The organism is Streptomyces sp. NPDC096079, from assembly GCF_040303145.1.
Lineage (GTDB): Bacteria > Actinomycetota > Actinomycetes > Streptomycetales > Streptomycetaceae > Streptomyces.
On the sequence record NZ_JBEOST010000004.1, the window covers coordinates 449293 to 459766 of the forward strand.

At 73.4% G+C, this 10474-nt stretch carries 15 protein-coding genes; 6 read left to right on the top strand and 9 right to left on the bottom strand.

Annotated elements, in window-relative coordinates; all coding sequences use genetic code 11:
• Positions 1 to 156: 156 nt before the first annotated feature.
• Positions 157 to 762 carry a TetR/AcrR family transcriptional regulator gene (locus ABTY59_RS12350; protein WP_352018851.1) on the bottom strand — a complete coding sequence of 202 codons (606 nt, stop codon included), beginning with the start codon at positions 760 to 762 and terminating at the stop codon, positions 157 to 159.
• 115 nt (positions 763 to 877) lie between these two features.
• Between ABTY59_RS12350 and ABTY59_RS12355 the strand changes: the two genes are divergently transcribed.
• Positions 878 to 2023 (top strand): acyl-CoA dehydrogenase family protein, encoded by a 1146-nt coding sequence (locus ABTY59_RS12355; protein ID WP_352018852.1) that lies wholly within the window; start codon positions 878 to 880, stop codon positions 2021 to 2023.
• Between the two features lie 87 nt (positions 2024 to 2110).
• On the opposite strand, the gene ABTY59_RS12360 is transcribed toward ABTY59_RS12355, so the two are convergent.
• The 5 genes from ABTY59_RS12360 to cynR form a co-directional block, all read right to left on the bottom strand.
• The gene (locus ABTY59_RS12360; protein WP_352018853.1) at positions 2111 to 2290 is read right to left on the bottom strand and encodes a hypothetical protein; all 180 of its coding nucleotides are present in this window, start codon (positions 2288 to 2290) and stop codon (positions 2111 to 2113) included.
• Between the two features lie 164 nt (positions 2291 to 2454).
• On the bottom strand, positions 2455 to 2646 hold the full coding sequence (locus ABTY59_RS12365; RefSeq protein ID WP_352018854.1) for a hypothetical protein: 192 nt from the start codon (positions 2644 to 2646) through the stop codon (positions 2455 to 2457).
• Positions 2647 to 2736: 90 nt separating this feature from the next.
• Complete coding sequence (locus ABTY59_RS12370; protein ID WP_352018855.1) at positions 2737 to 3360, bottom strand: ankyrin repeat domain-containing protein; 624 nt, start codon at positions 3358 to 3360, stop codon at positions 2737 to 2739.
• A 36-nt stretch (positions 3361 to 3396) separates the two neighbouring features.
• Positions 3397 to 3963, bottom strand: a complete 567-nt coding sequence (locus ABTY59_RS12375; protein WP_352018878.1) for a GlcG/HbpS family heme-binding protein — start codon at positions 3961 to 3963, stop codon at positions 3397 to 3399.
• 152 nt (positions 3964 to 4115) lie between these two features.
• On the bottom strand, positions 4116 to 5024 hold the full coding sequence (gene cynR, locus ABTY59_RS12380; RefSeq protein ID WP_352018856.1) for a transcriptional regulator CynR: 909 nt from the start codon (positions 5022 to 5024) through the stop codon (positions 4116 to 4118).
• An 83-nt stretch (positions 5025 to 5107) separates the two neighbouring features.
• Between cynR and ABTY59_RS12385 the strand changes: the two genes are divergently transcribed.
• The 5 genes from ABTY59_RS12385 to ABTY59_RS12405 all read left to right on the top strand — a co-directional run bounded on the left by ABTY59_RS12385 (position 5108) and on the right by ABTY59_RS12405 (position 8501).
• A complete protein-coding gene (locus ABTY59_RS12385; RefSeq protein ID WP_352018857.1) occupies positions 5108 to 5680 on the top strand; it encodes a carbonic anhydrase in 573 nt (190 codons plus the stop codon).
• 47 nt (positions 5681 to 5727) lie between these two features.
• Positions 5728 to 6198: a cyanase gene (gene cynS, locus ABTY59_RS12390; protein WP_352018858.1), complete on the top strand. Its 471-nt coding sequence runs from the start codon at positions 5728 to 5730 to the stop codon at positions 6196 to 6198.
• Between the two features lie 230 nt (positions 6199 to 6428).
• The gene (locus ABTY59_RS12395) at positions 6429 to 7190 is read left to right on the top strand and encodes an SDR family NAD(P)-dependent oxidoreductase (protein ID WP_352018859.1); all 762 of its coding nucleotides are present in this window, start codon (positions 6429 to 6431) and stop codon (positions 7188 to 7190) included.
• Between the two features lie 88 nt (positions 7191 to 7278).
• Entirely contained in the window at positions 7279 to 7986 is a 708-nt protein-coding gene (locus ABTY59_RS12400; RefSeq protein WP_352018860.1) for a TetR family transcriptional regulator, read from the top strand.
• A gap of 131 nt (positions 7987 to 8117) precedes the next feature.
• A complete protein-coding gene (locus ABTY59_RS12405) occupies positions 8118 to 8501 on the top strand; it encodes a zinc ribbon domain-containing protein (RefSeq protein WP_352018861.1) in 384 nt (127 codons plus the stop codon).
• A gap of 73 nt (positions 8502 to 8574) precedes the next feature.
• Here the strand turns inward: ABTY59_RS12405 and ABTY59_RS12410 are convergent, their stop codons facing one another.
• The 3 genes from ABTY59_RS12410 to ABTY59_RS12420 all read right to left on the bottom strand — a co-directional run.
• On the bottom strand, positions 8575 to 9531 hold the full coding sequence (locus ABTY59_RS12410) for an electron transfer flavoprotein subunit alpha/FixB family protein (RefSeq protein WP_352018862.1): 957 nt from the start codon (positions 9529 to 9531) through the stop codon (positions 8575 to 8577).
• A gap of 33 nt (positions 9532 to 9564) precedes the next feature.
• Positions 9565 to 10350, bottom strand: a complete 786-nt coding sequence (locus ABTY59_RS12415; protein WP_352018863.1) for an electron transfer flavoprotein subunit beta/FixA family protein — start codon at positions 10348 to 10350, stop codon at positions 9565 to 9567.
• 28 nt (positions 10351 to 10378) lie between these two features.
• Positions 10379 to 10474 (bottom strand): acyl-CoA dehydrogenase family protein (locus ABTY59_RS12420; RefSeq protein ID WP_157849844.1); only part of this gene is annotated, 96 nt, incomplete at its 5' end.

A 10474-nucleotide genomic window follows, 5' to 3' on the forward strand; every position in this document is an offset into this window, starting at 1 on the left:
AATAGTCCTCACCGCAACATACCTCTGCGGGCACGGCGACCGCGCCCTTCTTTTGAGGTTTAACTCACGTCCTGAAATAAGCCGGGTCCAGGCCGTCGGCGCCTTCACCTCCTGAACGCGGGACGAGGGGAACCCCGCGCGGGAGCCCGCGGTGTCTCAGGCCCTGCGGAGGCCGCTCAGCAGCAGCTCGGCCAGCTGCTCGTACGCCTCGGCGTCGGCGAGGCCCGTCGCCGCGGCCACCTGGCGCCGCTGGATGCGGACCATCACCGAGGAGATGACGTCCGCCGCGAAGGTCACGTGGACCTCGCGGAACACCCCGGCCCGCACGCCCTCCTCGATGAGCTGCTGCACCCGGCCGGCCGCCGCGCGCGTGTTGCGCTCGTAGACCTCCGCCGCCGGCTCGAAGGCCGCCACGTCGTCGAAGAACTGCGGCGAGACGGGCGCCAGCTCCGCCGAGACCGCCCGCAGATAGGCGGCGAGCCGCTCGGCCGGATCCGTCGCGGCGTCCAGGACCGCCTCGACCCGTGCCGTGGCGCGCCGGAAGAAGTGCACGACCGCCGCCCGGACCAGCTGCTCCTTGCTGCCGGCCAGGCCGTACAGGGTCCGCTTCGAGCAGCGCAGCCGCGCGGCGAGGTCGTCGAGGGTGAGCCGGGCGAAACCCTCGCCGACGAGGAGCGCGACGAGCTCCTCGAAGAGGGCGGAGCGGCGCGCCGCTCCGCGGCCCGTCAGCTGGGGGGCGTCGGCGGCGGAGGTCTCGATCACCCCGCCAGTATTCCAGGCCGGTGTTCCGGGGGGTTGCGGCGGCACCCTTCTGCGCTACGCTAACCGGTACTGCAGTACCCCCCCCAGTACCACTTTGCGCGCCGCTGGAGTCGCCATGGATGTCGACCGCCTGCTTCCCACCCCCGAGGCAGCGGACCTCATCGCCCTCACCCGGGAGATCGCCGACAAGGAGCTGTCGCCCCGGGTGGACGAGCACGAGGCCGCCGAGACCTATCCGGAGGGCCTCTTCACGACCCTCGGCGAGGCGGGCCTCCTCGGCCTCCCGTACCCCGAGGAGTACGGCGGCGGAGGCCAGCCCTACGAGGTCTACCTCCAGGTCCTGGAGGAGCTGGCCGCCCGCTGGGCCGCCGTCGCCGTCGCCACCAGCGTCCACACCCTCGCCTGCCACCCGCTGCACACCTTCGGCACCGCGGAGCAGAAGGAGCGGTGGCTGCCCGCGATGCTGGAGGGCCGCACCATCGGCGGCTACAGCCTCTCCGAGCCGCAAGCCGGCTCCGACGCCGCCGCACTCACCTGCAAGGCCGAGCGCCAGGACGACGGCACCGGCTACAAGGTCACCGGCACCAAGGCGTGGATCACCCACGGAGGCCGGGCCGACTTCTACGCCCTCTTCGCCCGCACCGCCCCCGGCAGCCACGGCATCTCCTGCTTCCTCGCCCCCGGCGCCACCGAGGGCCTGAGCTTCGGGGCGCCCGAGCGCAAGATGGGCCTCCAGGCCGTGCCGACGACGGCCGCGTACTGGGACGGCGCCCTCATCGAGGAGGACCGGCTCGTCGGGGACGAGGGCCAGGGCCTCCAGATCGCCTTCAGCGCCCTCGACAGCGGCCGCCTCGGCATCGCCGCCTGCGCCACGGGCCTGGCCCAGGCCGCCCTGGACGCCGCCGTGGCGTACGCCAACGAGCGCACCACCTTCGGCCGCAGGATCGTCGACCACCAGGGCCTCGGCTTCCTCCTCGCCGACATGGCCGCCGCCGTCGACGCGGCCCGCGCCACCTACCTGGACGCGGCCCGCCGACGCGACCTCGGCCGCCCGTTCAGCCGGCAGGCCAGCGCGGCCAAGCTCATCGCCACGGACACGGCCATGAAGGTCACCACGGACGCCGTGCAGGTCTTCGGCGGCTACGGGTACACCCGCGACTTCCCGGTCGAGCGCTACATGCGGGAGGCCAAGATCATGCAGATCTTCGAGGGCACGAACCAGATCCAGCGGCTCGTGATCAGCCGCGGGCTCGCGCGGTAGCCGCGCTCTCGCAGGGACCCGCCGCGTCCCGGCCCCGCCGTACGGCGGCCACCGCGCCCGCCGCGACGAGCGGCCGGTGGCCGTGGCTCAGGCCGCCAGCCCCTGCCCGGCCTGCGTCGCCTCGGTCCACGCCGCCACGAGCACCTGGTAGATCCGCTGCTCGTCGGACGTCAGCGGGCGTCGCTGCTCGCCGGCGCGGGCCCACAGGGTGCGGATGGCGTTGTTCAGGGCGGCGGGACTCGGGGTCTCTCTGTGTGCAGCGGACATGACGTCAAGGCTAGGGCCCACGTCTGACAAAGCAGGCACGGAACCGACGTGGGCCCCGCCACGTCGCCGAGGCGGAGCCGGGGAAGGCCGCCCCAGAGCGGCCGTGCCGCCGCCTGCGCCGGCTGATGCGACGGATGTCACGCGCTCGGCTCGCGCCGGCCGGCTCAGTGCCAACCGGGGGTGTACCCGTCGGAGTGCCCGCCGCCGCCTCCGTCGTGCGTGAGGCCGTAGAGGAACAGCCCCAACACGATCAGCGCGAGCAGCACGGTCCAGACGGTGCCCGGCAGATCCGTGGGACTCAGGCGCCGCGGAGGAACATCGTCCCGGTCCTCGGTGTCGCGTTCGGCGTCGCTCATTGCCCACCACCCCCCGCATACATGGCACTACGCCACGCGGTCGCCGTCAAGGTTTCGGCAGCGCCCGCCGGGCGGCACTCCGTGGTGGCTTCAGGCGGCGCCGCGCAGCCCCCCGCGTGACCCGGCTCCCCTGAGCAGTGCCGCGATCTCCGTGAGGCCGTGGCGTTCGGCGTGGTGGAGGGCCGTGCGGCCGTGCGGGTCGGGGAGTTCGGGGTCGGCGCCCGCCGCGAGGAGCAGGGCGACGACGTCCTGGTGGGCGCGGGCGCCCGAGCCGAGGATCACGGCCTCCAGGAGCGCGGTCCAGCCGAGCCGGTTGACGTGGTCGACGTCGATCGCCGTCTCGCGGAGCACGGCGCGGACGTACGGCACGTGGCCGCGTTCGGCGGCGGGGATGAGGGCGGTCCCGCCGTAGCGGTTGGTCAGCCGCAGGTCGGGGCCCGACGGGAGCAGGGCCCGCATCATGGCGACGCCGCCCGTGACGCCGGTGACCAGCCACGGGGTGTCCGCGCGGTCGTCCCGGGCGTTCGGGTCGGCGCCCGCCGCGAGCAGCACGCGCGCGGCGGGGACGTGGTCGCGCAGCGCGGCCCGCAGCAGCGGGGTGCGGCGGTGCCGGTCGCGGGCGTCGACGCGTGCGCCCGCGTCGAGGGCCGCGCGGACGGCGACGGTGTCACCGTGCGCGGCGGCCGCCAGAAGGGTGTGGTCCAGCGCGTTCATGGCGGTTTCCTCGTACGCGGGCGCCTGCGGCGCCGGTTACTTGCCGAGCGAGGCGACGCCGGCCTGGGCGAACTTCTCGTCCAGGTCGCCCGACGGGGCACCCGCGACGCCGATGCCCGCGATGGGGGCGCCCTTGGCGGTGACGGGGGCGCCGCCGGCGAGGAAGAGGGTGCCGGGGATGTCCTTCAGGGTCGGCGCGTCGGCCAGGCGGCCCGCGAGGACGGAGGTCGGGGCGTTCCAGGAGACGGCGGTGTACGCCTTCTTCTCGGCCGACTCGTAGGACTGCGGGCCCGCGCCGTCGCCGCGCAGGGTGACGAGGGTGTTGCCGTTGCGGTCGACGACCGCGACGGACACCCGCTGGTTCTCCTTCTCGGCGGCGTCCAGCGTCGCCTGCGCGGCCTTCGTCGCGGCCTCGATCGTCAGGTGCGTGGAGCGCGTCGTGTTCTTGTTCTTGGCGTCGGCCTTGGCGACGGCGGCGGCCGGCGCGGCCGCCGTGTCCTCGCCGGTGGCGCTCGCGGAGTAGGCCCCGAAGCCGCCGAGGGCGAGGGCGGCGACGATCGCGCCACCGGTCACGACACGGGTGCGCGAGGGGGCCTTCTTCACGTGCTTCATGGGATCTGCTCCAGTGGACTCGGGGAACCGCGGGGGCCGCCGGGAAGCCGTGGCCCGCTCTGCTCTCCATCCTGGGCGCGCACTCCGCCGCCGCCCGTCGTCGTCCCGGCTGCGACCGTTTGCCGCAACGGTGGACCCGGGGGTCATCCGATCGGCTGACCCCGTCCCTCCTCGCCCCATGAGACCGCCAGGTCCGTGAAGGCCCCGGCCGCCGCGCTCCGGTAGCCGGCCGCGCGGCGCAGCAGGGCGACCGCACGGGCGGGCAGCGCGGGGGAGAGCGGCACCGGACTCAGCCACGGGTGGTCCCGGGTGACGGCGTCGGGCAGGACGGTGGCCAGCGTGGTGCGCCGGACGATCTCGGTGAGCGCGGTCACGGAGTCGGCCTCCACCGCGATCGCCGGCGCGAGGCGGTGCTCGGCGACGTAGGCGTCGACGTGCAGCCGGGTCGCGAAGTCCCGGTCGAGCAGGGCCAGCCGACTGCCGTTCAGCTCCTCGGCCCGGACCGGCTCCGTGCGGCCCGCGAAGGGGTGGCCGGGTCCCACCACGAGGCCGAGGGTCTCCGTGAACAGCTCCGTCGCCTCGACGCCCGGCAGGTGCCCGCCGTGGAAGGCGATGCCGAGGTCAAGCCGGTCGGCGAGCAGTTCGGCCTCGATGCGGTCCTGCGGCAGCTCCCGCACCTCCACGCCGATGCCCGGATGGCGGGTGTGGAGACCGGCGACCAGGGGGCCGGTGAGGTACGCGGTGAACGTCGGCGTCACGGCGAGCCGCAGATGGCCCCGCGACAGGTCGTGCACGTCGAGCAGCGCCCGTTCGCCCGCCGCCAGGTCCCGCAGGGCGCGCCGGGCGTAGTGCGCGTACGTCTCCCCGGCGTCCGTGAGGCGCACGGTGCGGCCGCTGCGGTCCAGGAGCTGCGCCCCGAGGGCCTTCTCCAGCTGCTTGATCTGCTGGGACAGGGTCGGCTGCGCGATGCGGAGTTCCTCGGCGGCGCGGGTGAAGCCGGCGTGCTCGGCGACGGCGAGGAGATAGCGGAGATGGCGGAGTTCCGGCTGCATGGGACCGACTATAGATCGCATCTATGGCAGACATCGACAGCAGGTCTTGGACGCTATAGGTCCTGGTCGTGCACGGTAGGGACATGCCTCACTTCGCCGAGGGGATCGCCCGCTTCCAGCGGGAGGTCTTCCCTGCCAAGGCGGGTCTCTTCGCCCGCCTGGCCACCGCCCACCGGCCCGGCACGCTGTTCATCGGCTGCTCGGACGCCCGTGTCGTACCCGAACTCATCACCCAGACCGACCCCGGCGAGCTCTTCGTCATCCGCACCGCCGGCAACCTCGTCCCCGCCCACACCCCGGGCACCGACGGCGTCACCGCCGGTGTCGAGTACGCCGTCGCCGTCCTGGGCGTGCGGGACATCGTCGTCTGCGGGCACTCCGCCTGCGGCGCGATGACCGCGCTCGCCGAGGGCCACGACCTGACCGCCGCGCCCGCCGTCGCCGCCTGGCTGCGGCACGCCGACGCCTCCGTCGCCCGCGCGACGGCCGGCGGGGCGGTCGACGTGGCCGCCCTGGTCCGGGAGAACGTCGCCGCGCAGCTGGCGAACCTGGCCACCCATCCCTCGGTGGCCCGCGCCCTGGCCGCCGGCGAAGTACGGCTGCACGGCTGGGTCTTCGACATCGCCGACGGCACCGTCGAGGAACTCCCCGCCTGATCCCCCCCCGCAACCCGCACGACCCTTCCCGAAAGGACGTACCTCTCATGGTGCACGCCCAGTTCGACCCCACCGCCCGCCGCGCCCTCGCGATCGCCGCCGTCGACGCCAAGATCCGCAAGGACCTGAGCTGGCAGCAGATCGCGGACGTCTCCGGCCTCTCCGTCGCCTTCACCACCGCCGCCGTCCTCGGCCAGCACGCCCTGCCGGAGGACGCCGCCCGGGCCGTCGCAGGACTCCTCGACCTCGACGAGGACGCGGTGCGGCTGCTGCGCACGATCCCCACCCGGGGCTCCCTCGACGGCGCCGTCCCCACCGACCCGACCATCTACCGGTTCTACGAGATGCTCCAGGTCTACGGCACCACGCTCAAGGAGCTCGTGCACGAGCAGTTCGGCGACGGGATCATCTCCGCGATCAACTTCAGGCTCGACGTGAAGAAGGTCGCCGACCCCGAGGGCGGCGAGCGCGCCGTCATCACCCTGGACGGCAAGTACCTGCCGACCAAGCCCTTCTGACGGAACCCCGGGGCGGGGCCGGCCCCCCCCGGGCCTGCCCCGCCCCGGCGGAGGTCCGGGAAACCGGCCCGGAGCGCGCGCGGCGGCCTCCGCTTCCGGGGGCGCCGCGCACGGTTCTATGGTGGGCGGCGCAGATCGCGCGGACCGCGCGGTCCTCCGCGGGCACGCGCCCGATCCGGCGGCCATCCCGGCGGCAGGGTCGCACCCGCACGACACGAACGAGGAGTTCCATGGACATCGCCGGCTCCGCCGCTCTCGTCACCGGCGCCGCCTCCGGCCTCGGCGCCGCCACCGCCGCCGCGCTCGCCGCGCGCGGCGCCACCGTCTACGGCCTGGACCTGGACAAGGCCGTGGCCGCCGCGGGGCAGCTGCCCGAGGGCGTCCGGCTGCTCGCCGCGGACGTCACCGACGAGGACCAGGTCCGCGAGGCGCTGGCCGCGGTCGACGCCGACGGCGCCGAGCTGCGGCTCGCCGTGAACTGCGCCGGCATCGCCCCCTCCGCCCGCATCCTGGGCCGCAAGGGACCGCACGACCTCGACCTGTTCCGCACGGTCCTCCAGGTCAACCTGGTCGGCACCTTCAACGTGATGCGGCTCGCCGCCGAGGCCATCGCCCGCCATGAGCCCGACGAGCACGGGCAGCGCGGCCTCGTCGTCAACACCGCCTCGATCGCCGCCTTCGAGGGCCAGGTCGGCCAGATCGCGTACGCCGCCTCCAAGGCGGGCGTCGCCGGCATGACCGTGACGGCCGCGCGCGACCTGGCGCAGTTCGGCATCCGGGTCGTCACGATCGCCCCCGGCATCGTCGACACCCCGATGATGGCCGGCTTCGGCGAGGACGTCCGGGCCGGTCTCGCCGCGAGCGTCACCTTCCCGCAGCGCCTCGCGCGCCCGGAGGAGTACGCCCGGCTCGTGACGATGATCGCCGAGCACGACTACCTCAACGGCGAGACGATCCGCATGGACGGCGCCCTGCGGATGGCCGCCCGCTGAGCCTCCGTACCCCCGTTGCAGCACTCGGTGTCGGAAGTATCCGGCACCGAGTGCCGCGCGGCGGCGCTGTGAATGTTAGGTTCGGGCCATGGGAACAGCGTCGACGAACTCCACGAAGCCCGCGATGCGGGACTCCCTCATCGCCGCGGCCTTCCAGCTCTTCCTGGAGCGGGGCTACGAGCAGACCACCGTCGACGACATCGTCACGCTCGCGGGCGTCGGCCGGCGCTCCTTCTTCCGGTACTTCCCGTCGAAGGAGGACGTGGTCTTCCCCGACCACGAGCAGTGCCTCGCCGACATGACCCGCTTCCTCGCCGCGAGCGCCGACTCCGACGACCCGGTCGTCCGGGTCTGCGACGCCGCCCGGCTCGTCATGCGGATGTACGCCGAGAACCCCACCTTCTCCGTGCAGCGCTACCGGCTCACCCGCGAGGTGGCCGGACTGCGCACCTACGAGCTGTCGGTCGTCTGGCGCTACGAGAAGACCCTCGGCGACTACCTGCGCACCCGCTGGGCCGACCGCAGGGACGGCACCCTGCGCGCCAACGTGGTCGCGGCGGCCGTGGTCGCCGCCCACAACCACGCCCTGCGGCACTGGCTGCGCTCGGGCGGCGAGGGCGACCCGCTGGCCGAGGTCGACGGGGCCCTGGAGTTCGTCCGCTCCACCTGGGCCACCGGCCAGGTCGTGGACGCGCCGGCCGAGGAGGCCGAGGACGTCGTGGTGGTGATCACCAAGCGCTCCACCCCCATGTGGCGGGTGGTGCGCGAGGTGGAGTCGAGCCTCGGCGAGGGCTGAGGGACGCACCGCCCCGCCCCAGGGTCCTCAGTATCTGGAATTGAGGGAACTCAGGTCTTTATTTGATGGCACTCAGTGCCATATCTTTGCTCCATGCACGGTTGAGCCGCCGAGTGCAAGGAGAAGGCATCGTGTTCCACACGGGACTGAGGAGCGGGACCGCCGTCCAGGCCGAGGAGTCGGCCCCCGACTCCGAGCTGTACTTCCAGCGCTGCCGCTGGTGCCAGACCACCACGTTCCAGCGCCTGCTCTGTCCGACCTGCGGGTCGACCGACCTCACGCCCGAACTGAGCGAGGGCGAGGGGGTGATCTCGGTGCGCCGCGGGGTCGCGGCCGCCGACGCCGACCTCTGGCCGGTCCACATGGCGGAGGGCTTCGTGGTCCGCTGCCGGGTCGACGGACCGCCGCACGCGGTGCGCCCCGGGGTCCGGGTCAAGGTCTCCGGCACGGCCGTCTCCGGGCGCAGGCCGGTCGTCCGGCTGTGCGAGGAGGTCCCGCTCGACGGCTGGTACTGAGCTTGGGCACGCCGAAGGGGCGGGTGGCACAGAGTGCCACCCGCCCCTTCGGCGTCTCAGGCGGGCGCCGAGGTCAGCGCGCGCCGATCTCGTCCGTCAGCTGCGGCAGCACCTCGAAGAGGTCGCCGACCACGCCGTAGTCGACCAGGTCGAAGATCGGGGCCTCGGGGTCCTTGTTGACCGCGACGATCGTCTTCGAGGTCTGCATGCCGGCCCGGTGCTGGATGGCGCCGGAGATGCCGGCCGCCACGTACAGCTGCGGGGAGACCTGCTTGCCCGTCTGGCCGACCTGGTTGGAGTGCGGGTACCAGCCGGCGTCCACGGCGGCGCGGGAGGCGCCGACGGCCGCGCCGAGCGAGTCGGCCAGCTTCTCGACGACCGCGAAGCCCTCGGCCGCGCCGACGCCGCGGCCGCCGGAGACCACGATCGCGGACTCGGTCAGCTCGGGGCGGCCGGTGGAGACGCGCGGGGTGCGCGAGACGACCTTGGCGGCGTTGCCGGTGAAGGCGACGGTGACGTTCTCGACCGCGCCGGCGGCCGGGGCGGCCTCCGGGGCGGCGGAGTTCGGCTTGACGGTGATGACCGGGACGCCGTGCGAGACCGTCGACTTCACCTGGTACGAGGCGGCGAAGACGGACTGGGTGGCGACGGGGCCGTTCTCGCCGGCCTCCAGCTCGACCGCGTCGGTGATCAGACCGGACCCGAGACGGAGCGCGACGCGGGCCGCGATCTCCTTGCCCTCTCCGGAGGAGGTCACCAGGACGGCGGCGGCCCCCTTCTCCTTGGCCAGCTGGGTGAGCGCGTCGACCTTCGGGACGACGAGCTGCTCGGTGAACTCGGCGCCGTCCGCGACGTACACGGTGGCGGCGCCGTACTCGCCGGCCGCGGCGGCGATCGAGGCGGCGGCCTCGCCGGCGCCGAGGACGACCGCCGAGGGCTCGCCGATGCGGCGGGCCAGCGTCAGCAGTTCGAGGGCCGGCTTGCGGACCGCACCGTCGGCGTGGTCCACGAGAACCAGGATCTCAGCCATGATTCCTTGCTCCTGAGGTGGGGTGACGGTGGATCAGATGAACTTCTGGGTGGCGAGGAAGGCGGCGAGCTGCTTGCCGCCGTCGCCCTCGTCCGTGACGATCGTGCCCTGGGTGCGGGCCGGGCGCGCGGCCACGGCGTCGACCAGGGTCCAGGACCCGGCGAGACCGACCTCGTCGGCGTCGATGTCCAGGTCGTCCAGGTCCAGCTCCTCGACCGGCTTCTTCTTGGCGGCCATGATCCCCTTGAAGGAGGGGTAGCGGGCCTCGCCGGACTGGTCGGTGACCGAGACGACGGCCGGCAGCGGGGCCTCCAGGAGCTCGGTCGCGGCGTCGCCGTCACGGCGGCCCTTCACGAGACCGTCCTCGACGGAGAGCTCCGACAGCAGGGTGACCTGCGGCAGGCTCAGGCGCTCGGCGAGCAGCGCGGGCAGGACGCCCATCGTGCCGTCGGTCGAGGCCATGCCGCAGACGACCAGGTCGAAGCCGGTCTTCTCCAGGGCCTTGGCCAGGATCGCCGAGGTGCCGATGACGTCGGAGCCGTGGATGGACTCGTCGTTGACGTGGACGGCCTTGTCGGCGCCCATCGACAGCGCCTTGCGCAGCGCGTCCTTGGCGTCGTCCGGGCCGACCGTCACGACGGTCACCTCGGCGTCGTCGGACTCCTCCGAGATGCGCAGGGCCTGCTCGACCGCGTACTCGTCGAGCTCCGAGAGGAGCCCGTCGACGGCCTCGCGGTCGGTCGTCAGGTCGTCGGCGAAACCGCGGTCGCCGGTCGCGTCGGGGACGTACTTCACACAGACAGCGATCTTCAGGGTCACGGCCTGTCTCCTTTCGAGAGGCGGGTGGTTACGGGAGGTTGCGGGCCATGACGATGCGCTGGACCTGGTTGGTGCCCTCGTAGATCTGGGTGATCTTGGCGTCGCGCATCATGCGCTCGACGGG

Bases quoted from the DNA above. Each gene is read 5' to 3' on its own strand.
- ABTY59_RS12400 (WP_352018860.1), top strand. From the start codon at position 7,279: ATGGGAACAGCGTCGACGAACTCCACGAAGCCCGCGATGCGGGACTCC.
- ABTY59_RS12370 (WP_352018855.1), bottom strand. From the start codon at position 3,360: ATGAACGCGCTGGACCACACCCTTCTGGCGGCCGCCGCGCACGGTGAC.
- ABTY59_RS12365 (WP_352018854.1), bottom strand. From the start codon at position 2,646: ATGAGCGACGCCGAACGCGACACCGAGGACCGGGACGATGTTCCTCCG.
- ABTY59_RS12385 (WP_352018857.1), top strand. From the start codon at position 5,108: ATGCCTCACTTCGCCGAGGGGATCGCCCGCTTCCAGCGGGAGGTCTTC.
- ABTY59_RS12395 (WP_352018859.1), top strand. From the start codon at position 6,429: ATGGACATCGCCGGCTCCGCCGCTCTCGTCACCGGCGCCGCCTCCGGC.
- cynS (WP_352018858.1), top strand. From the start codon at position 5,728: ATGGTGCACGCCCAGTTCGACCCCACCGCCCGCCGCGCCCTCGCGATC.
- ABTY59_RS12410 (WP_352018862.1), bottom strand. From the start codon at position 9,531: ATGGCTGAGATCCTGGTTCTCGTGGACCACGCCGACGGTGCGGTCCGC.
- cynR (WP_352018856.1), bottom strand. From the start codon at position 5,024: ATGCAGCCGGAACTCCGCCATCTCCGCTATCTCCTCGCCGTCGCCGAG.
- ABTY59_RS12355 (WP_352018852.1), top strand. From the start codon at position 878: ATGGATGTCGACCGCCTGCTTCCCACCCCCGAGGCAGCGGACCTCATC.
- ABTY59_RS12360 (WP_352018853.1), bottom strand. From the start codon at position 2,290: ATGTCCGCTGCACACAGAGAGACCCCGAGTCCCGCCGCCCTGAACAAC.